The organism is Pontimicrobium sp. SW4, assembly GCF_039954625.1.
GTDB lineage: Bacteria > Bacteroidota > Bacteroidia > Flavobacteriales > Flavobacteriaceae > Pontimicrobium.
Map to the genome: position 1 here is coordinate 282,591 of NZ_CP157199.1, position 22,352 is coordinate 304,942.

Annotated in this window: 17 protein-coding genes and 1 tRNA gene; 17 read left to right on the forward strand and 1 reads right to left on the reverse strand. The window is 31.8% G+C overall.

The window, feature by feature from the left end; genetic code table 11:
* Window positions 1–18 precede the first annotated feature (18 nt).
* The 6 genes from ABGB03_RS01310 to ABGB03_RS01335 are packed head-to-tail and all read left to right on the forward strand — an operon-like array spanning window position 19 to window position 10,181.
* Complete coding sequence (locus ABGB03_RS01310; RefSeq protein ID WP_347924180.1) at window positions 19–2,451, forward strand: ABC transporter permease; 2,433 nt, start codon at window positions 19–21, stop codon at window positions 2,449–2,451.
* 25 nt (window positions 2,452–2,476) lie between these two features.
* Window positions 2,477–4,828 carry an ABC transporter permease gene (locus ABGB03_RS01315; RefSeq protein ID WP_347924181.1) on the forward strand — a complete coding sequence of 784 codons (2,352 nt, stop codon included), beginning with the start codon at window positions 2,477–2,479 and terminating at the stop codon, window positions 4,826–4,828.
* Window positions 4,829–4,857: 29 nt separating this feature from the next.
* On the forward strand, window positions 4,858–7,299 hold the full coding sequence (locus ABGB03_RS01320; protein WP_347924183.1) for an FtsX-like permease family protein: 2,442 nt from the start codon (window positions 4,858–4,860) through the stop codon (window positions 7,297–7,299).
* An 18-nt stretch (window positions 7,300–7,317) separates the two neighbouring features.
* A complete protein-coding gene (locus tag ABGB03_RS01325) occupies window positions 7,318–8,061 on the forward strand; it encodes a head GIN domain-containing protein (protein WP_347924185.1) in 744 nt (247 codons plus the stop codon).
* Between the two features lie 14 nt (window positions 8,062–8,075).
* Window positions 8,076–8,750, forward strand: coding sequence for an ABC transporter ATP-binding protein (locus ABGB03_RS01330; protein WP_347924186.1), 675 nt, complete (start codon window positions 8,076–8,078; stop codon window positions 8,748–8,750).
* Between the two features lie 12 nt (window positions 8,751–8,762).
* On the forward strand, window positions 8,763–10,181 hold the full coding sequence (locus tag ABGB03_RS01335) for a TolC family protein (protein ID WP_347924188.1): 1,419 nt from the start codon (window positions 8,763–8,765) through the stop codon (window positions 10,179–10,181).
* Between the two features lie 57 nt (window positions 10,182–10,238).
* Here the strand turns inward: ABGB03_RS01335 and ABGB03_RS01340 are convergent.
* Window positions 10,239–10,320, reverse strand: a tRNA-Leu gene (locus tag ABGB03_RS01340).
* A 146-nt stretch (window positions 10,321–10,466) separates the two neighbouring features.
* Here ABGB03_RS01340 and ABGB03_RS01345 point away from each other — a divergent pair.
* The 11 genes from ABGB03_RS01345 to rsmA all read left to right on the forward strand — a co-directional run bounded on the left by ABGB03_RS01345 (window position 10,467) and on the right by rsmA (window position 22,322).
* Entirely contained in the window at window positions 10,467–11,408 is a 942-nt protein-coding gene (locus ABGB03_RS01345) for a ribose-phosphate pyrophosphokinase (protein WP_347924190.1), read from the forward strand.
* 26 nt (window positions 11,409–11,434) lie between these two features.
* Complete coding sequence (locus ABGB03_RS01350) at window positions 11,435–12,073, forward strand: 50S ribosomal protein L25/general stress protein Ctc (protein WP_347924192.1); 639 nt, start codon at window positions 11,435–11,437, stop codon at window positions 12,071–12,073.
* Between the two features lie 150 nt (window positions 12,074–12,223).
* Window positions 12,224–12,790, forward strand: coding sequence for an aminoacyl-tRNA hydrolase (pth, locus tag ABGB03_RS01355; RefSeq protein WP_347924194.1), 567 nt, complete (start codon window positions 12,224–12,226; stop codon window positions 12,788–12,790).
* 48 nt (window positions 12,791–12,838) lie between these two features.
* Window positions 12,839–14,824 carry a M43 family zinc metalloprotease gene (locus ABGB03_RS01360; RefSeq protein WP_347924196.1) on the forward strand — a complete coding sequence of 662 codons (1,986 nt, stop codon included), beginning with the start codon at window positions 12,839–12,841 and terminating at the stop codon, window positions 14,822–14,824.
* A gap of 46 nt (window positions 14,825–14,870) precedes the next feature.
* Window positions 14,871–15,803, forward strand: a complete 933-nt coding sequence (locus ABGB03_RS01365) for a bifunctional riboflavin kinase/FAD synthetase (protein WP_347924198.1) — start codon at window positions 14,871–14,873, stop codon at window positions 15,801–15,803.
* Window positions 15,796–17,115, forward strand: coding sequence for an HTTM domain-containing protein (locus ABGB03_RS01370; protein ID WP_347924200.1), 1,320 nt, complete (start codon window positions 15,796–15,798; stop codon window positions 17,113–17,115). Before ABGB03_RS01365 ends, ABGB03_RS01370 begins: the two co-directional genes overlap by 8 nt.
* Window positions 17,116–17,160: 45 nt before the next feature.
* The gene (gene serS / locus ABGB03_RS01375) at window positions 17,161–18,432 is read left to right on the forward strand and encodes a serine--tRNA ligase (RefSeq protein ID WP_347924202.1); all 1,272 of its coding nucleotides are present in this window, start codon (window positions 17,161–17,163) and stop codon (window positions 18,430–18,432) included.
* 419 nt (window positions 18,433–18,851) lie between these two features.
* Window positions 18,852–20,633, forward strand: a complete 1,782-nt coding sequence (locus tag ABGB03_RS01380; protein WP_347924204.1) for a tetratricopeptide repeat protein — start codon at window positions 18,852–18,854, stop codon at window positions 20,631–20,633.
* A 4-nt stretch (window positions 20,634–20,637) separates the two neighbouring features.
* On the forward strand, window positions 20,638–21,153 hold the full coding sequence (locus tag ABGB03_RS01385) for a GNAT family N-acetyltransferase (protein ID WP_347924206.1): 516 nt from the start codon (window positions 20,638–20,640) through the stop codon (window positions 21,151–21,153).
* Between the two features lie 56 nt (window positions 21,154–21,209).
* A complete protein-coding gene (locus ABGB03_RS01390) occupies window positions 21,210–21,533 on the forward strand; it encodes a DUF4286 family protein (RefSeq protein ID WP_347924208.1) in 324 nt (107 codons plus the stop codon).
* Window positions 21,534–21,542: 9 nt separating this feature from the next.
* Entirely contained in the window at window positions 21,543–22,322 is a 780-nt protein-coding gene (gene rsmA, locus ABGB03_RS01395; protein ID WP_347924210.1) for a 16S rRNA (adenine(1518)-N(6)/adenine(1519)-N(6))-dimethyltransferase RsmA, read from the forward strand.
* Window positions 22,323–22,352 lie beyond the last annotated feature (30 nt).

Consider the following 22,352-nt stretch of genomic DNA (forward strand, 5'->3'; position numbering starts at 1 on the left):
ATCAAAAAAACGAATGTTATGGTACGTAATTATTTTAAAATAGCATGGAGAAACCTTCTAAAGAACAAGGGGTTTACTGTTATTAATATTATAGGTTTATCATTGGGTATTGCATGTTTTATAGTTATTGCAATGTTCGTAACCGACGAATTAAGTTACGATCGTTTTCATGAAAAGGCAAATCGTACTTATAGAATTAATTCTGACATACTTTTTGGTGGGACAGATCTGAGTATGGCAGTCAGTGCTGACCCTATGGGAGAAGCTTTAAAAAATGACTACCCTGAAGTAGAACAATATGCCAGGTTATATGCTTCAAACGGTTCTAAATTAGTAAAAAAAGGAAGTGAATTTATTAATGAAAATGCTGTCACTCATGCTGACTCAACATTATTTGATGTTTTTACATTACCTGCAATAGTTGGAAATACCAAAACAGCACTTAATGAGCCAAATACAGTTGTTATTACAAAATCGGCAGCTAAGCGTTATTTTGGAACTCCAGAAAGCGCTATTGGGCAAATGCTAGAAACAGACGATAACGGAAGTACGCTTTACAATGTTACTGGAGTAATTGAAGATATACCTAAAAATTCTCACTTTAATTTTGACTTCTTTTTTTCAATGGCAAATATCAATTATGATTTTGGAAATTATTTAAGTCATAACTTTCATACGTATGTAGTATTAAAGGAAGGTACAGATTACAAAGTATTTAATAATAACTTTAATGAAGTCATTGATAAATACATACTTCCGCAAGCTTCTCAATTTATGCAAATTAATAGTATGGAAGAGTTTGAGAAAGCAGGAAATCATCTTGAATATTCATTATTCCCAATTATAGATATACATTTACGCTCTTCTCGCGGAATTGAGTTAAGTGCGAATAGCAATATACAATATGTGTATATTTTTTCAGCTGTAGCATTGTTCATTTTAATACTTGCTTGCATTAATTTTATGAATTTAACTACTGCACGTTCTTCTGGTCGAGCAAAAGAAGTTGGAATTAGAAAAGTATTAGGAACAGAAAAAAAGTCATTAATATGGCAATTTTTAACAGAATCTACACTTATATCAATTTTGGCGTTGGTAGTAGGATTGTTGTTTGTTTGGTTATCTCTTGGCTGGTTTAATGATATTTCTGGAAAAGAAATGATAATGAGCTCATTGTTTACTCCGCAATTCTTGTCGTTTATATTAATCCTTCCTCTTATTATTGGTGCTTTAGCAGGAATTTATCCAGCTTTTTTTATGTCATCATTTAAACCAATAACTGTATTAAAGGGTAAATTATCAACTGGACATAAAAAGAATACACTGAGAAACTTTTTAGTTGTATTTCAATTTGCAACTTCTGTGATATTAATTATTGGAACAGTTGTAATTTATAAACAGCTACAACATATTCAAACTGCAAAAATAGGTTTTGATAAAGATCAAGTTATGATTGTAAGTAATTCTGGAATGCCAAGTGAAACTAGGCAGTCTTTAAAAAATGAGATTGAGCAACTAACAGAAATTGAATCTGCTTCATTTGCAGGTTTTTTACCTGTATCGGGATCTTCAAGAAGTGACACCACTTTTTCCACTGAAACTGTAATGACGTCGTCCAACGCATTTAATATGCAATATTGGCGAATTGATTACGATTATTTAAAAACAATGAATATGGAATTAGTTGAAGGGCGAAATTTTTCTCCTTCCTTTGGTTCTGATTCAACTGCAATGATTATTAATGAAACTGCTGCAAAACTAGCTGGATTTGATAATCCAATTGGAAAAAAATTATATACAACAGATGGAGACAATAGTCAATTAGTATATACTATTGTTGGTGTTGTTAAAAATTTTAATTATCAATCTCTAAGGGAAAATGTTGGAGCATTGAGTTTTAGATTAGGAAATAATAGCTGGGAAACTGCTTATAAATTTAATACTACTGATGTTGCTAATTTAGTTAATGTTATTAGCAATAAATATAAAGCTGTATCTCCAGGAATGCCTTTTGAGTATAGATTCATGGATGAGTCATTTGATAATATGTATCGTCAAGAAAGACGTGTAGGTAAGGTTGCAGTTACATTTGCAATTTTAGCAATTATTATTGCGTGTTTAGGGTTATTCGGATTGGCAACATATATAGCAGAACAGAGAACTAAAGAGATTGGAGTTAGAAAGGTACTTGGAGCATCTGTTTCAAATATTGTGAGGATGCTTTCAATAGATTTTATAAAGTTAGTGCTTATAGCTTTTCTAATTGCAGCACCAATTGCATGGTGGTTTATGAATAAATGGTTACAAGATTTTGCCTATAGAATAGACCTTAATTGGTGGATTTTTGCAATAACCGGATTTGTAGCATTATTAATAGCATTAATAACATTGAGTTTTCAAGCTATTAGAGCAGCGATAGCCAATCCAGTAAAGAGTTTGAAAACGGAATAAATCAATCATCAAAAAACGAACAATCATGATATTTAATTATATAAAAATTGCAGTTAGAAGCCTACTAAAAAACAAAGGCTACAGTTTCTTAAATATTTTTGGACTCGCCATTGGTATTACCTGCGCAAGTTTAATCTTTCTTTGGGTTGAAGATGAAGTGAGCTATAATAATGCATTTGAAAAACAAGATCAAGTATATATCATTCCTACCAATCAAAGTTATGAGGGGGAATGGCGTACATTTTATTCCACCCCTGGACCACTTGCGCAAGCCATGAAGGATGAAATTCCAGGAATAGTAAGAGCAACACGTTCAAGCAGTGAAGAACGTATGTTTACAGTTGGGGACAATGTTATAAATAGAAGAGGGAGATATGCAGATGCCGATTTTTTAGAAATATTTAGCCTGAAGTTTATTGAAGGAAATGCCAAAGATGCTTTTTCTAATCCAGAAGCAATAGTACTTACAAGAAAGACTGCAGAGGATCTTTATGGTAAAAATGTAAAAGTATTAGGGAGAGTTTTAAGAGTTAATAATACTGACAATTATGTAATTACTGGTGTTGTAGAAAATCTTCAAGAGAATGTATCTTTTCCCTTTAGTTGGGTGGCTCCGTTTGAGCGTTATAGAGATGGAGCAGAATGGATGACTGAATATGGGAGCTTCTTTTCAGATACTTTTGTTGAATTGTCGCCTGAAGCTGATTTTGATACTGTTGATGCACAGGTTCGTCAAATTCTTCAAGAGAAAACCGAAGAGAGTGATTCGTATGCTTTTTTGCACACCATCAAAGATTGGCATTTGAGATCTAAGTTTGAAGGTGGTGAAAAAGTTGGTGGCCGAATAACTTATGTGCGGTTATTTTCCATAATTGCTTTAATTATATTACTTATAGCTTGTATAAATTTCATGAATCTATCAACAGCTCGTAGTGAAAAACGTGCGAACGAAGTTGGTGTTCGTAAAGCAATGGGTTCAGGACGTTCACGATTAATTATTCAGTTTGTTTCTGAAGCATTGATACTATCTTTTATAGCCACGTTATTTAGTGTATTCTTACTATTAATACTATTGCCTCAATTTAATCTATTAATAGAAAAAGATTTAGCATTAGGATTATCTAACCCAATACATATACTAGTTCTATTAGGAATTACACTGGTTTGTGGTGTTTTTGCAGGCTTATATCCAGCATTTTATTTATCATCCTTTAAGCCTGTTGAAGTTTTAAAAGGCATTAAAGCAACTCATGGTTCGGCAACATTTATACGCAAAGGATTAGTTGTAGGGCAGTTTACAATATCTATTGTATTTATTATAAGTACCATTTTAGTATATCAACAAATTCAACATGTTAAGAATAGAGATTTAGGCTATGATAAAGACCAATTGATCTCAATGAATGTTAATGGAACCATGATTGAGAAGTTTTCGGTCATAAGGCAAGATTTGATAAACACAGGAGCTGTTAAAGATGCTACATTGAGTAATTCTCAATTATTACAAGGTGGAAATAATGGATCAGGTTTAGAATGGACAGGCGGAACCAATACAGAAGACGTGTTAATTTCTTTTAGGTATGTAAGCTCAGATTTTTTGAATACTACAGGAATGGAATTAGTTGAAGGTAGAGGGTTTAATAAAAATGTTGATGCTGATAGTACGAATGTGATGATTACTGAATCTTTTGCAAAATTAATGGGAGAAGGGAGTGCTATAGGAAAACAAGTTACAAGAGGAGATACCTATACAGTAGTTGGTGTTGTAAAAGATTATTTATATGGAGATATGTATGGCGCTAGTGATCCAGTATTATTTTTTAACTATCATAATTACGCACGATATTTTTATATAAAAGCGAATTCAGACATAGCAGCAGGAGAGATGCTTTCTAAAGTTGAAGCAGTATTAAAAAAGCACAACCCAGCTTTTCCTTTTGAGTATACTTTTGTAGACGAAAGGTTTAATGCGAAGTTTAAAAGTGAACAACTTGTTGGTCAGCTTTCACAAATATTTGCATTGTTAGCAATATTTATTTCATGCTTAGGGCTTTTTGGTTTGGCAGCTTATACAGCAGAACAACGAAGTAAAGAAATTGGAGTTCGAAAAGTGTTAGGAGCTAGTGTATCTACTATTGTTAAGTTATTATCTAAAGATTTTTTAAAGCTAGTTTTTGTTTCAATTTTAATTGCAGTTCCAATCGCATGGTTAACTATGAGCAATTGGCTTCAAGATTATGCGTATCGTATAGAAATTAATTGGTTGATTTTTGTTATTGCAGGAATAATGGCTGTACTTATCGCATTAGTTACTGTGAGTTTTCAAGCAATAAAGGCAGCTTTAGCAAATCCAGTAGATAGTTTGAAAACGGAATAATATTATCATTAATCAAAAGAGGAAAAATTATGTTTAGAAATTATTTTAAAATAGCTTGGAGAAACCTTTGGAGGCATAAACTTTTTTCGTCTATCAATATAATTAGTTTAGCAATTGGCTTTAGCGCTTCATTTGTAATTGGATTAATGGTTTATTATGACTTAACATTCGATAAGTTTCATCCCGATAGTGAGCTTATTTATAGAGTAACCACTAGTCATATTTCTAATGAATCAGAAAGTAGTAATCCAGGGATTCCTATACCTTATATAGTTGAGGCTAAAAAAAATATAAGTGGTATAGAAATAGCAAGTGGAATTCACGTTGCATATCTTCAAAAGGTTGAAGAAGAAATCAATAATAAAATATTTAGGAATCCAAAATATGTTGTTTTTACAGACCCAGAGTACTTCAAAATATTTAGCTATAATTGGCTAGCTGGCACTCCTGAAACGGCTTTGAATGCTCCAAATCAATTAGTATTAACAAAAAATAGAGCTGAAAAATATTTCCCAACACTAACGCTAAACGAAATTATAGGAAAGACCTTGGTCTATAATGATTCAATACAAACCACTATTAAAGGAATTGTTGCAAATTTTGAACAACGCACCGATTTAATTTTCGAAGAGTTTCTATCAATTGAAACGTCAAAAAAAACAAATCAAGGAAGCAATTTTTTAAACCCTCAATGGGATAGTACAAACTCTGGAGATCAATTATTTATTAAAGTATCTAATCCTTTAGTGACACAATCAATCAAAGAACAAATGGATGTTTTGGCTGTTGAGCACAGATCGGATTGGGAAATAAAATACAATCAGAAGCAAAGTTTTAATCTTCAAAAAATTAGTGACTTGCATTTTAATGGTGATGTGGGGATTTTTAATTTTAGTGAAGAGCCAGCAGATAAATCGGTTATGATTGGGCTTGGTTTAATTGCATTGTTTTTGCTTTTATTAGGCGTCATTAACTTTATAAATCTTAATACTGCGCAAGCTAGCCAGAGAGCTAAAGAAATAGGCATTCGTAAAACACTTGGGAGTTCTAAAAAGCAACTTGTTTTTCAATTCATGGGAGAAACTTTTTTACTAACACTTGCTTCTGCAATTATTTCTGTAGCGATGGCATATTGGTTGCTTCAGGTATTCTCAGATTTTACTCCAAACGGATTAAGTTTTTCGCTTTTTAAAGATCCTCTAATTATTGGGTTTGCTGTTGTGTTAATCATTTTAGTCACTATTTTTTCAGGGATTTATCCAGCTTTAGTATTAACACAGTATAAACCAATTTCGGTACTTAAAAACCAAGTTGTTAGTAAAACTGGGAAGCCTGCGTTACGACGCTTTCTAACAGTATTTCAATTTTCAATAGCCCAAGTATTTATTATTTCAACAATTTTGGTAGCCAAACAGATTCATTTTATGATGAATAAGGATATGGGTTTTAAAACTGATGCTATTGCTAATGTCCAAACACCATGGTATAATAACACTGAAGAAAAGCAAGTGAGATTTGAACAAGAACTTAAAAAATATCCAGAAATAACAAAACTTGCTAGAGGAGGTCGTACACCTGCATCATTTGGTACTAGTACTACTTCTGTGACTTACATCAATGATGAAGGTATTGAGATTCAAACACCATTGCAGATGATAAGAGGAACTAAAGATTATATTGATCTTTATGATATTGAGCTATTGGCAGGTAGAACCACATTAAATGATACAATTAAAGAACTTGTTATTAATGAAACTTACCTTAATATTTTAGGGTTTAAAGACCCTCAAGATGTTATTGGAAAACAAGTTAAAAGGAGTGATGAATTGTATCCAATCGTTGGCGTCGTAAAAGACTTTAATCAACGGTCTTTAAAAGAGCCTATTAATCCACTTGCTTTAGTTGGAAATTGGGACGGAGCATTTTTTGGAGTGATGCATTTTACTTTAGCAACTAATGAAGAAATTAGTATGGCAGCAACAATTGCTAAAATCGAAACTTCATTTAAATCAATTTATCCTGAGGATGATTTTCAAGTAAATTTTATGGATGATACTGTTGAAAGATTTTACAATAAAGAGCAAAGTTTATCTAAGTTACTTAATTGGGCAATGGGATTATCAGTGTTAATTAGTTGCTTAGGCTTATTAGGTCTAGTAATTTATACAACAGAACGTAGAATTAAGGAAATAGGAATTCGTAAAGTATTAGGAGCTACGTTGTCTCAACTTAATGTATTACTATGTAAAGAGTTTTTAGTATTAGTAGGGATTGCTTTTTTAATTGCAACTCCAATAGCATACTATGGATTAACCAAATGGTTAAATGACTTTTCGTTTAAAACTAATTTAAGCTGGTGGATTTTTGTTTTAAGTGGTTTAGGAATGGTAATTATTGCTCTAGCAATAATGAGTGCTAGAACAGTATCAACTGCTTTAAAAAACCCAGTTCATAGTTTAAAGACAGAATAAATATTAAAAATATATATCATGAAACATTCAAAGTACTTAACAATAATTACTTTGGTTTTTATAAGTCAAGCATTGTTATCACAAACAAAAAAGACTGTTGCGTCTTTTGATAAAGTGATTATTAGTCCACATATTGAAACCACATTTGTACAAGGAGATGAAGAGTCTGTAACTATTCTTGATAGCACAGAACCAGAGAATAAAATAAATATAGAAGTAAAGGGAGAAACACTTCGAGTTTACTTAGATGATGCTAATGAAACTACTAAGAGTAAAAAAATAGTAAAGGATGGTATAAAAATGAAAGTGCCTATATATAAGGGCAAAGTGCTAACTATTCTTGTTACCTATAAACATATTAATGAACTTTCATTGAGGGGAGAACAAAGAACAGAATGTAAAGATTTAATTGATGTTGAAAAGTTTAAGCTTAAAATTTATGGCGAATCTCAAGTGGTGCTTAGTGAAGTTAATTTAAAAGAATTAGATGTAGATATCTATGGAGAAAGTGAATTAACAATTGAAAAAGGAACTATTAATCATCAAAAAATAACAGCATACGGCGAAGGTGAAATTAACCTCATTGAGGTTGATAATAAAACATCAAAACTTAAGGCGTTTGGCGAAGCGGAGTTTATTATTAATGCTTCAGAGCATATTAGATTTACAGCCTATGGAGAAGCAAAATTACGTTATAAAGGCAATGCTAATGTTGATAAAGGACTAAGCTTTGGAGATTCAGAAGTTGAACGCATTAATTAAAACTATCTATTAAAATGACAAATACATTATTACATATAAGTGAAGCATCAAAAACGGTTAATTCTGGAAGTAATAAAGTGACTTTACTCGATAATATTAATCTAAAGGTTAATGAAGGAGAATTTATATCACTAATGGGGCCATCTGGTTCTGGTAAATCAACATTACTAAATTGTATTGGAATGTTAGATAGTTTTACAGGAGGGGGTTATACTTTTCTTGGAGAACCTGTGCACAGATTGAAGGAAAGAGACAGATCTAAGCTTTATAAAGAATATATCGGTTTTGTGTTTCAAGCCTATCATTTAATTGATGAGTTAACTGTTTTAGAAAATATTGAAACACCATTATTGTACAAAAGTATAAAATCATCTGAGCGTAAGGCACTTGTGGCAGATATGCTAGATCGTTTTAATATTGTTGGTAAAAAAGATTTGTTTCCATCACAATTAAGTGGTGGTCAACAACAACTTGTAGGAATTGCCAGAGCTTTAATTTCTAAGCCTAAATTAATATTAGCTGATGAGCCAACTGGGAATTTAAATTCGAAACAAGGTGAAGAAATTATGGAGTTATTTTCAGAATTAAACAAAGAAGGAGTTACCATAATACAAGCTACACATTCAGAAAATAATGCGTCTTTTGGCTCTCGAATTATTAATCTTTTGGACGGTAAAATTGTTTCTTAATAAATCAAAACTATGTCATTAAAATTCAAAATTTTCCCAATAGCTTTTTTTGTATTCTCAATAGGGTTTTCTCAAAGTACAAGTGTGAAAAAATATACATTAAACGAATGTATTGCAATTGCTTTAGAGAATAACTTAGACTTGAAATCGTCAAAATTAAGAGCGAATTCAGCTAAAATAAATTTCCAACAATCTAAAGCGAATATATTGCCATCAATAAACGGAAGCTATAATATAGGAATTAACGATGGACGAAGTATAGATCCTTTTACTAATGATTTTATAAACCAAGAACTAACATTTTCTAATGCTAGATTAGATTTAGATGCTGTAATATTTAATGGGTTTAGGTTAATTAATACTGTAAAACAAGAACGTTTAAATAGGCTAGCTTCAGAGCATGAAATAGATGAGGCTGAGCAAAATTTGATATTAGATGTAACTTTGGCATATCTACAAGTGTTAAATAATAGTGATGTATTAGAATTGGCAAATAAGCGTTTAGAAGTCACAAATAATCAACTAAAAAGACAAGAAGAAATCTATCAAGAAGAAGTTGGGAATCCAGCTGATTATACAGATATAAAAGCGCAGAAAACTCTTGACGAAACAAACATACTTAATCTAAAAAGTGCGTTAAATAATTCTAAACTAAACCTAACAAGATTACTTAACTTAGATGAAACTATTTCTATTGAAGCTAATGACCTTTTATTAAATCTTGAGCGCTATGAATTTTCTCCAGAAGATGTATTCAATGATGCCTTGAATGGTTTAGCGACTTTTAAAGCTAAAGAAACAAGAATAAAGGCAGTAAAAAAAGGAATAAGTATTGCTAAAGCTCAATTTACACCTCAAATATCAGCTTTTGCAGGTTTAAACACGAATTATTCTAGTCTTGCAGAAACATTTACAGCAACAGGCACTAATATTATTGAAACGGGTGACTTTGTAACTATAGACAATCAAGATGTTCCTGTTTTAAAAGAGCAAACAGTCTTTGAAGGTCATAAAATTGGTTATAGAGATCAATTCGATAATAATTTAAGTACAGTAGTAGGTTTATCTGTAAGCCTTCCAATTTTTAATGGCTTTAGGGCTAAGAATAATGTAGCACTTGAAAAAATTAAGCTTGAAGAATCTCGTATAGAGTTAGATAGGACTCGCCAAGAAATTAAAAATACAATCTCTCAAGTTTATTTTGATATGGATGCAAGCTATATGCGTTATCAAAGTCTAATGAAGCAGGTTGAAGCGTTTAAAGAATCTTATCGTATTAACGAAATTAGATTTAATAATGGTGTGTCAAATTTCTTAGCTTATATAACAAGTAAGAATAACTTAGATAATTCTAAAACCAACCTTACAAATGCTAAATATGAGTATTTATTACTTGTTAAGGTTTTAGAATATTATAGAGGTAACTTTTAATAACCAACATTATTTAAATAAAAAACCTTCAACTCTTTATTGTTGAAGGTTTTATTGTACTCAAGGTGGGAATCGAACCCACACTTCCAAAGAAACTGGATTTTGAATCCAGCGCGTCTACCAATTCCGCCACTTGAGCAAAACGGACAGCAAAAATAAAAAATAAATTCACTCCTTACTATTAAAATAGTAGCTTTTATCCTTTTGGAATTCAAATAAATCCCTAAATTTGCACCTCATTAAAAATAAGTAGTATTTTTTCGACTCATTAACAAATAGTTAGTCATGACAAAAATTAAAACACAAGCCAAAATATTTGCCTGTACCCAAAGTACCGAGCTAGCTAAAAATATAGCTAAAGCTTATGGTGAAGATTTAGGTAATGTAATTACATCTACTTATAGTGATGGAGAGTTTCAGCCTTCTTTTGAAGAATCGGTGAGAGGTGCTAGAGTATTTCTTATCGGGTCTACACATCCTGGACCTCAAAATTTAATGGAGCTATTGTTAATGTTAGATGCTGCAAAACGAGCTTCTGCAAGACATATCACAGCAGTTATACCATATTTTGGATGGGCAAGACAAGATAGAAAAGACAAACCAAGAGTACCAATTGCAGCTAAGTTAGTTGCAAAAATGCTTGAAACTGCTGGAGCAACTAGAATTATTACAATGGATTTGCATGCAGATCAAATTCAAGGGTTTTTTGAAAAACCTGTCGATCATTTATTTGCTTCAACTATATTTTTACCTTATTTAAAAGGTTTAAACCTTGATAATTTAACTATTGCTTCTCCAGATATGGGTGGTTCTAAGAGAGCTTACGCATATTCTAAAGCCTTAGAGAGTGATGTAGTGATCTGTTATAAGCAACGTGCAAAGGCAAACGTAATTTCACACATGGAATTAATTGGCAATGTAGAAGGGAAAAATGTTGTACTTGCCGATGATATGGTAGATACAGCAGGAACACTTACAAAAGCGGCCGATTTGATGATGGAAAGGGGAGCGTTAAGTGTAAGAGCAATTTGTACACATCCAATTTTATCTGGAAATGCTTACGAGCGTATAGAAAATTCAAAATTAGAAGAATTAATCGTAACCGATTCTATTCCGTTATCACAAGAAAGTAAAAAAATAAGAGTATTAAGTTGTGCTAATTTATTTGCCGATGTTATGCATAAAGTACATCATAACAAATCTATCAGTTCAAAATTTATAATGTAAACAATTAATTAATATACAATTTCAAAATGAAATCAATTACAATCAATGGATCGAAAAGAGAAAGCGTGGGCAAAAAAGCAACAAAAGCCTTACGTAATGCTGGAGAGGTTCCTTGCGTATTATACGGAGGAGACAAACCAGTACATTTCTCAGCAAATGAATTGGCATTCTCTAAACTGGTATATACGCCTAATGCGCATACAGTTGTGATTGCTTTAGACGGTGAAAAGTATGATGCGGTTTTACAAGACCTTCAATTTCACCCAGTAACAGATAAAATTTTACACGTAGATTTTTATCAATTATTCGAAAATAAAGAAATAGCAATGGATATTCCTGTACGTATTGTAGGGAATTCTATTGGAGTAAAAAATGGAGGTAATTTAAGAAGAAATAGACGTAAGCTTAGAGTAAAAGCTTTACCTACAAATCTTCCAGATTTTATTGAAGCAGATATTACTAAACTAAAAATAGGAAGTAAGCTTTATATTACTGAATTAGAAAATGAAGGGTATAGATTTCTACACCCAGATAATACAGTAGTATGTCAAGTGAAGCGTTCTAGAGTTTCAGTAGATATTGATGAGGATGAAGATGAAGAAGGCGTGGAAGGAGCGACTGATGGAGCAACAGAAGCACCTACTGCAGAAGCTACTCAAGAATAACAATTATTATATTCATGTAATAAAATTAAAAGCATCCTGTTAATTCAGGATGCTTTTTTATTTTTACAATATATACTAAGTTATATGTGTAAATTTTTTAATTGGATTTTCGAAAAAAAGAAGCAATCTTTTAAAGAAGATAAAACAATAATGAAAAAGTTTTTAATAGTTGGTTTAGGTAATATTGGCGAAAAATACCATAACACAAGACATAATATTGGATTTAAAATACTTGATTTTTTTGCAACCGAAGAGACGTTGGTTTTTAAAACAGAAAAACTAGCCGATAGAGCAGAATACAAATTAAAAGGGAGGACTTTTATTTTTTTAAAACCAAATACATTTATGAATTTAAGTGGAAAAGCAGTTAAGTATTGGTTAGAAAAAGAAAAAATTCCTTTAGATAACTTATTAGTTATTACAGATGATTTAAACCTCCCTTTTGGAACATTAAGATTAAAAACAAAAGGAAGCGATGGAGGACATAATGGACTGAAGGATATTCAGGAAAAATTAAGCACAACTAAGTACAATAGATTTAGATTTGGTATTAGTGACGATTTTGGAAAAGGTCGACAAGTTGACTATGTTTTAGGGGAATGGACTCAAGAGGAAAGCGAAAAATTAGATGAACGACTAAGCAAAAGTATAGAGATAATTAAGTCATTTGCGCTATCTGGAATGAATAACACGATGAACGGATTTAACGGTAAATAAAAAAAATGGTAACTTTACAACTGCTTTAAATGATTTAACCTAAGGAATATGGACTTCAAGAAAACTACATTTAGCATTCTGTTTTTTAGTTTTTTATTATCAACTGTAGTAACATTTGCCCAAGAAAAAGAGCCAGAGCGTTGTGCTACAGACGAGTATAACAAAATGTTATTAAAAGACAACCCAAACATGATGGGTAGCAAAGCGTTTGAACAGCAACTTAGCAAGCAAATCCAATTAAATAATATAAAAAGAAGTGGTATTAATTCGTCTTCAAATAGGAGAGTAGTTTATACTATTCCTGTAGTGGTTCATGTTATTCATAATGGAGAGGCTATTGGTGTTGAAACTAATATTTCTGATGCTCAAGTTCTTTCTCAAATACAAGTGTTAAATGAAGATTTTAGAAGACTTTCTGGTACAAGAGGTTTTAACACACATCCAGATGGAGCAGATGTTGAGGTAGAATTCTGTTTAGCACAACAAACACCAGATGGCTGTGTTACCAATGGGATTAATAGAATAGATATGTCTGCAGTAAGTACTACATGGTCTGGACCTGGTGGTAATACAGATACTGTTTTAAAACCAGCTACAATTTGGGATGCTTCTAAATATTTAAATATGTGGTCTGTTAAGTTTTCAAACAGCGGTAATTTAGGATTTGCGCAGTTTCCTGGAGGTCCTGCCATTAGTGATGGTGTTGTGATTGGGTATCAATATTTCGGTACGGAGGATGATCCAAGTGTGACTTTACCTGACTCTGATCCACGCTTTAATTTAGGAAGAACTGCAACACACGAAGTAGGTCATTATTTAGGGCTATTCCATACTTTTCAAGGCGGTTGTTCTGAAATAGATGGAGGAGATTTATGCGCTGATACTCCAGCTGTAGCAAGCTCAGGCTCTAATGCAAACATATGTAATACTGGAAATGATTCTTGTCCTACACCTGCAGGATTCCCAGATATGGTTGAGAACTATATGGATTATAGCCAAGACTCATGTATGAATGTGTTTACAAATGATCAAAAAGTAAGAGTTGTAGCTACTCTAACAGGGTCTGCGAACAGACCAACAACAATAACTTCAAATGTCTGCACACCATTGGCTTCGGTTAATGATGATGGTAGTGTGCAAATAGAAGGTGTTGCAATCGAAGAATGTGGCTTTAACGTAACACCTTCTATAAGGATTACTAACTGGGGTACAATAACCTTAACTTCAGCTTTAATTACTTATGATGAAGATGGAGGAACTGCATCCAACTATAATTGGTCAGGGTCTTTAGATTATGGTGAATTTGAAGTAGTTAATTTACCAGTAATTGTTTCTTCTTCTGGAAATCACACATTTAATGTGTCTATATCCAATCCGAATGGGAATACAGATTTAAGAAGTTGTAATGATGATGATAGTGCTGCATTTAGTATAGATCAATCTTATGCCAGTACAACTCAAGTACATTTAACTTTAACTCCAGATAGTTTTGGTAGTGAGATAACATGGGAATTCAGAGATTCTGGAAATAACCTACTTAATAATGGAGGCCCTTATACTGATGGGAATACTGATGTAATAAACGAATCGTTTAATGTGGTAGCTAATGAGTGTTACACATTTACTATTTTTGATGCACCTGGTGATGGAATTTGTTGTGATTTTGGAACAGGTTCTTATGAATTAAAAGCAGATGATAATACAGTGATTGTTTCTGGTGGAGACTATGGAGCTTCTGAAACAACTAAGGTTTCAACTATGGTAACTCTTCGCGGGAATAAGTATTTTGTTGATAACAGAATAAGTATTTACCCAAACCCAACAAATAGTATTTTAAACATAAAATTAGCTAATAGGAATGATTTACCTGATGCATACAAAGTATATAATTTATTAGGTCAGTTAGTAAAAGAAAATCAAGTAAAAAATACTTCACAACTTAATGTAGATGTTTCTAGTTTAAGTAATGGGTTGTATTTTATTAAAGTTATAAAAAATGGAGCTTCCTTATCGCTACCGTTTATAAAAAAATAACGTGTTTTTACTAACATATTATCTAATTTTGTAAAAAAGGAATTAGTTGAAAATTAAGACCACTTTAGAAGCTTACCCTAAAAAAGATTCAGTAGTAACAATTGGCACCTTTGATGGTGTACATATTGGTCATCAAAAAATAATCAGTCGACTTGTTGAAATTTCTAGAAAAGAAAATTTACAAGCCGTTGTGCTTACATTCTTCCCTCATCCTAGAATGGTGTTACAAAAGGATACAAACATTAAATTGATTAATACCATAGATGAGAAGTCACAATTATTAGAAAATTTAGGGATAGACCATCTAGTAATACACAAATTTACCAAAGACTTTTCTCGATTAGGAGCCATAGAATTTGTTAGAGATATTTTAGTGAATAAGCTTAGTGTTAAACATATTATTATTGGCTACGATCATAGGTTTGGAAGAAATAGAAATGCAAATGTTGACAATTTAAGAGAATATGGAGAGGTTTATAATTTTCGAATCACAGAAATATCGGCACAAGAGATTAATGAAGTTGCTGTAAGCTCTACAAAAGTTAGAAAAGCATTAAATGCTGGGGATATTGAAATTGCGAATGCTTTTTTGGGCTATAATTTCATGCTCACAGGAACAGTTGTAGAGGGTAAAAATCTTGGAAAAGAAATTGGTTTTCCAACAGCAAACCTTAATATTGAAGAAACTTATAAGCTTATTCCTAAAAATGGGTCATATGTAGTTAAATCAATTATAGATAGTATAACCATTTACGGAATGATGAATATAGGAAACAATCCTACCGTAAATGGAGAAAAACAAACTATTGAGGTTCATTTTTTTAATTTCGGTAAAAATATTTATAATAAAAAAATACAAGTAGAGCTTTTAAAAAGACTAAGAGATGAAGAAAAGTTTAGCTCAATAGATGCTTTAAAAGAACAACTACATAAAGATAAAGATATTAGCTTAAATTTTTTAGAGCATAACAATGCTTAATAAGTTTTTATTCAAACCAATAGATAATAGCGCATTAATTGTGTTTAGAATTCTATTTGGCTTTCTTATTTCTTTAGAATCTTTTGGTGCCATAGTTTCTGGTTGGGTACATCAAGCTTTAGTTGAACCTAAATACACGTTTTCATTTATTGGTTTTGAATGGTTGCAGCCACTTCCAGATTTTTGGATGTATGTGTATTATGCAATAATGGGAGTTTGTGGCTTATTGGTAATGGTAGGTTATAAGTATCGATGGAGTATTATATCGTTTGCAGTTTTATGGTCTGGAACTTATTTCATGCAAAAAACGTCATATAATAATCATTACTATTTATTAATTCTGTTAAGTGTTTTTATGGTAGTAGTACCTGCAAATACTAGACTTTCATTAGATTCTAAAAACAACTCAAGCATCCAAAGTAATATAATGCCAAATTGGTGTGCATTGATTTTTATTATTCAAATGTGGATAGTATATACTTGCGCATCCATAGCAAAATTGTACCCAGATTGGTTAGATACATCAGTTATTGAAATTTTAGTGAAGTCTAAAAAAGACTATTTCATTATAGGTAATTTGCTGCAAAAAAAATGGATGCACTACATCATCGCATATTTTGGAATAATTTTCGATTTAGTTATTGTGCCATTATTACTCTGGAAACAAAGCCGAAAGTATGCTTTTTTAGTAACCATTGTATTTCATCTATTTAATTCTATAGTTTTTCAAATAGGGATATTTCCATATATGTCTTTGGCTTTGTGTGTATTCTTTTTTGAACCTAAAACCATAAGGAAAATATTCCTTAAAAAGCTAAAATCTATTGAGAGTAAAAAAGAAACAGTCTTTAAAAAATCAAATTTCATAAAAATAGTATTTATCTCTTATTTTGTTGTTCAATTAGTGTTACCACTACGTCATTGGGTTATTAAAGGTGATGTACTTTGGACAGAAGAAGGTCATCGATTATCTTGGAGAATGATGTTAAGAGCAAGACAAGGTATAATTTCATTTAGAGTTATAGATAAGGAAAACAATCAAGCTATTCCAATTCAATTAGATACTTATTTAACTTATAAGCAACAAAGAAATTTTGCGACCAAGCCAGATATGATTTGGCAATTCTCACAATTTATAAAAAAGATATATAAAGAAGAAGTGAATAGAGATGTTATGGTATTTGTTGACTGTCAAATTAAAGTAAATGGGAAGCCTTTTAAACCATTTATAGATCCTAAGGTTGATTTAGCTTCTGTAAAGTGGAATGCTTTTAAACATTCACCATGGATTTTACCATCAAAACAAGATTGATTTTCTTTGTAATTCCGTAAATTTGTTGCTTAAATTTTTTACTCAATGTTACAAGTTCCTTTTATTAGAGAAAACCAAGATTTGGTAATAACACGTTTAGCAAAAAGAAATATTGATGCAAAACAAATGATTGCCGAAGTGATTACTCTAGATGAAAATCGCAGAACCATACAAACTCAATTAGATAATACTTTGGCAGAATCTAATGCGCTTTCTAAAGAGATTGGTATGTTGTATAAATCTGGACAAGCCGATAAAGCTAATATTTTAAAGGAAAAAACATTGTTGCTTAAAGAAGACTCAAAACAACTAACGGAAGACTTAAATACCATAGTTTCACAGTTGGAAGAAGTGCTTTTCAAGATTCCAAATGTGCCACATGAATCTGTTCCATCTGGAAATACCGATGAAGATAACGAAGAAGTATTTAGAGAAGGTGATATCCCTGTTTTGCATAAGAATGCCTTGCCACATTGGGAGCTAGCTAAAAAATACGATATCATTGATTTTGAACTAGGAAATAAAATTACAGGTGCAGGTTTTCCAGTATATAAAGGAAAAGGAGCAAAACTACAACGTGCACTTATTTGGTACTTTTTAGACAAAAATACAGCAGCTGGTTACCAGGAAGTGCAAGTGCCACATCTAGTAAATGAAGCATCAGGCTTTGGAACAGGTCAATTACCGGATAAAGAAGGGCAAATGTACCATGTAACTGGAGATAATTTGTATTTAATACCAACAGCCGAAGTACCTGCAACCAATATTTTTAGAGACGAACTTTTAAAAGAAGATGAACTACCAAAAGCCTTAACAGGCTACACGCCTTGTTTTCGTCGTGAAGCAGGGAGCTATGGAGCACATGTAAGAGGATTAAATAGGCTGCATCAATTTGATAAAGTAGAGATTTTAAGAGTTGAACATCCAACACGCTCATATCAAGCACTTGATGAAATGGTAGAGCATGTAAAGTCTATTTTGCAAGAGTTAAAGCTTCCTTACAGAATTTTAAGATTATGTGGTGGAGATCTTGGGTTTACATCGGCACTTACATACGATTTTGAAGTATTTTCAACAGCGCAAGATAGATGGTTAGAAATTTCGTCGGTATCAAATTTTGAAACATTTCAAGCGAATCGTTTAAAATTGCGTTTTAAAAATAGTAACGGTAAAAGTGAGCTAGCACATACTTTAAATGGAAGCTCTTTAGCATTACCTCGTGTACTAGCTGGAATTTTAGAGAACTGTCAAATAGAAAAAGGAATTAAAATTCCAGACGTTTTAGTACCTTATACTGGCTTTACATTTATAGATTAATTCAACTTTCTAGAATCAAATTGAAATGTTAAAATTTAACATTTCAATCGTTAAAATGTAACAAAAACTCGTTGTTTGACGAATTTTTTATCTTTTTTCTTTGATTTTTGAAAAAAAATGCTGAAGTTAGTAGCACCAAATCTAATTAACCTACAGTTATGAAAAATTTTAAACGAATATTTCTATTGGTAACCCTTGTGGTACTGGTAGTTCAAGTAATTTTTAATTAAAAAGAACCCAAATCGATATAACTCCCTTAAGATATCTAAAATGCCACAACAGGATAATTGAATCATTTTGAAAAAACATGATTAATAGCACATTTATTTTGGATGGTTATGCCTGAACTTCGGTTCAGGCATTTTTTTATTAAAATATTCACAATATCTAAAACTCACATTTATTATATTTACAGAGCTATGAAGTTTATAATCTATATAAGTTGTTTCTTTTTATCAGTCACTGCATTTTCACAGAATGATGAGGCTTTAGCTAAGAGCTATTTTGATAATGGTGAGTTTGAGAAAGCATTAATTTCTTATCAAAACCTATATCAAACTAAGAAAAATAACTTAAACTACTTTTTTACAATTATTGAAATACATCAACAGTTAGAACAGTATGATTTAGCCGAACTTTTACTTAAAGAAAGAATAAATGGTCAAAGAGATGGACAATTTCTTGTGGAGCTAGGTTATAATTTTCAGTTAAGAGGGAATCAAGATGAGGCTGAAAAGTATTATAGCGAAGCTATTTCTCAAATAGAAAACGAACCTGTGTTTGCTTATTTTGTTGCACGTCGTTTTGAAGTACATGCGCTTATTGATAAAGCTGCAATTGTTTACGAGAGAGCTATGGAATTGCGTCCTGAGTCAAATTTTCACAATCAGTTAGCTCGTATTTATGGAGAACAAGGTGAGGTTGAAAAAATGTTCAATAGTTATGTCGACTTCATAGAAGTAAGCCCAACATTTGTACATCAAGCAAAACGGTTATTTAGTCAGTACATTACTGAAAATGGAAACGACGAGAATAATGAGTTTTTAAGAAAAGCATTTTTACGTAAGGCACAATTAAACCCAGATATAATTTGGAATCAGTTGTTAAGTTGGTTATTTATTCAGCAAAGAGACTATAATAAAGCATTTGCACAAGAACGCGCTATTTTTAAAAGAGCACCAGAGTCTTTAAGAGGTATTTTAGATTTAGCAAGAATTGCAATTGAGCAAGATGAGGTTGAAGTAGCAAATACTATTTTAAATTATGTTATCGAAAATGTGATGGAACCAACCATTGTGCTTGATGCTCACAAAGATTTGTTAGAAATTGAGGCGAAACACTCTTTAAAGGATAATTACATCTCCATAGACGAAAAGTATAAAAGCTTATTGGAGCTCTATGGAAGAAATGTTCAAACCACTAATTTACAGTTGTCCTACGCTAAGTTTCTGGCTTTTTATTTTAACAAGCCAGAAGCAGCTATTGTCTTTTTAAAAGAAACGTTAAATAATAGAGTATCTAGAGTGCAAGAAGCTAGAGTTAAACTACTTTTAGGAGATATATTGATATTGCAAGAAAGGTTTAACGAAGCACTAATTTATTATTCTCAAATTCAAGTGAGTTTAAAAAATAGTATTATTTCGCAAGAAGCTAGGTTTCGAGTAGCAAAAGCAAGTTATTATAAAGGCGACTTTAAATGGGCAGAATCTCAATTAAAAATTCTTAAATCATCCACATCGCAATTAATTGCTAATGATGCTTTAGACTTAAAGTTATTAATATCAGATAATAAATATGACGACTCCACGCAAACCGCTTTAAAGTTGTATGCTAAGGCAGATTTATTGGCGTTTCAAAATAAAACCAATGAAGCTATTTCTAAGTTAGATGTAATTATTGCTAACCACAAAACGGAGTCTATTATGGATCAAGCTTTGTATAAGCAAGCTAGATTGTTTGAACAATTAAAAGACTACCCAAAAGCCGAAACTAATTACTTAGCAATTATTGAAGATTATCGTGAAGATATTTTAGCAGACGATGCGTATTACAGATTAGCTGAACTATACAGCAACCAATTGGCACAACCAGAAAAGGCGAAAGAGTTTTACGAAAAAGTTATTTTCGATTATGCAGATAGTATCTTTTTTGTTGAAGCACGTAAGAAGTATAGAGCGCTGCGTGGTGATGCTATAAATTAATAGTATGCAAATAGCTGTAACAAACCGTTTAATCCTTACCGAAATAACCTTAGAGGATGCACCATTCATGTTAAAACTCATGAATACACCTAACTGGATTAAATATATTGGTGACCGAAACGTGAAAACTGTTAATGACACTGAGGCATATCTTAAAAATGGCATTCTAAAAAGTTATGCAAGAGTTGGCTATGGTTTCTATAAAGTTGTACAAAAATTAGAGCCTAATACTGCTATTGGTATTTGTGGTTTAGTGAAACGTGAAGAATTGGATATTCCAGATATTGGTTTTGGATTTTTACCAGAGCACGAAGGCAAAGGGTTTGGTTATGAATCTTCGGTTGCAGTTTTAGAGCAAGCGAAGAATAAGTTTTGTTTAGACAAAGTAGGCGCAATTACCTTAGAGTTAAATACAAATTCCATCAAACTTTTAGAAAAACTAGGCTTTTCTTTCGAAAAAAGAGTAAAACCCTTTGATGATGATAAAGAACTTCTGTTCTTTGCAAAAGAATTACTTTAATTGTCATTCCTTTTGTCTCGAAATTTTCGGGAGCAGGAATTCACTTTAATAATATTATGATAATTTACAACGTAACCGTTAATGTAGATGAAAGTATTCATCAAGAATGGCTTAATTGGATTAAGCTTCATATCCCTCAAGTATTAGCTACGGGAAAATTTATAGATGCAAAACTCACTAAAGTTTTAATTGACGAAGAAATGGGAGGTACAACCTATTCAGTACAGTATAAAGCTAAGTCTAGAGAAGCTTTAGATAGTTACTATGCACATGATGCAGAGCGATTAAGAAGTGAAGGTTTAAAACAGTTTGCAGATAAAATGTTAGCTTTTAGAACAGAACTGGAAGTGATTGATGAGTATTCGGTAACATTTAATTAAAATATATTTTTGACAGTAAAAGCTAAAAAACACCTAGGACAACATTTTTTGCGAGATGAAAATATCGCAGAAAAAATAGCCAATACATTATCCTTAATAGGGTATGATGACGTATTGGAGATTGGACCAGGAATGGGTGTTCTTACCAAGTATTTACTTCAAAAAGATATTGCGACGTATGTTATTGAAATAGATTCAGAATCGGTTGAATATTTACAAGCAAACTTCTTGAATTTAGCACCAAGAATCATTGAACAAAACTTTTTAAAATATAATCTTAACGAAGTTTTTAAGGAATCGCAATTCGCTATTATTGGTAATTTTCCTTATAATATATCTACACAAATAGTTTTTAAAACGTTAGAAATGCGTCATCAAATTCCTGAGTTTTCAGGAATGTTTCAAAAAGAAGTAGCACAGCGTATTTGCGAAAAAGAAGGTAATAAAACTTATGGAATACTTTCAGTATTAACACAAGCTTTTTATGACGCTGAGTACTTATTTACAGTACCACCATCTGTGTTTAATCCACCCCCAAAAGTGGATTCTGGAGTACTCCGTTTAACTAGAAAAGAAAATTTTGATTTGCCGTGTGATGAAACGTTTTTTTTTAGAGTGGTTAAAACTGCTTTTCAACAACGTCGAAAAACATTACGAAACAGTTTAAAAACCTTGAATCTTTCCGATAATTTAAAAGCAAATGTTATATTTGGCAAACGTCCAGAACAATTAAGTGTTGATTCGTTTATTGAACTTACACAATTAATTGAAAGTGATGTTGAATCATAAATTAATTGTCGCGTAGATAGCAGTCGAAGT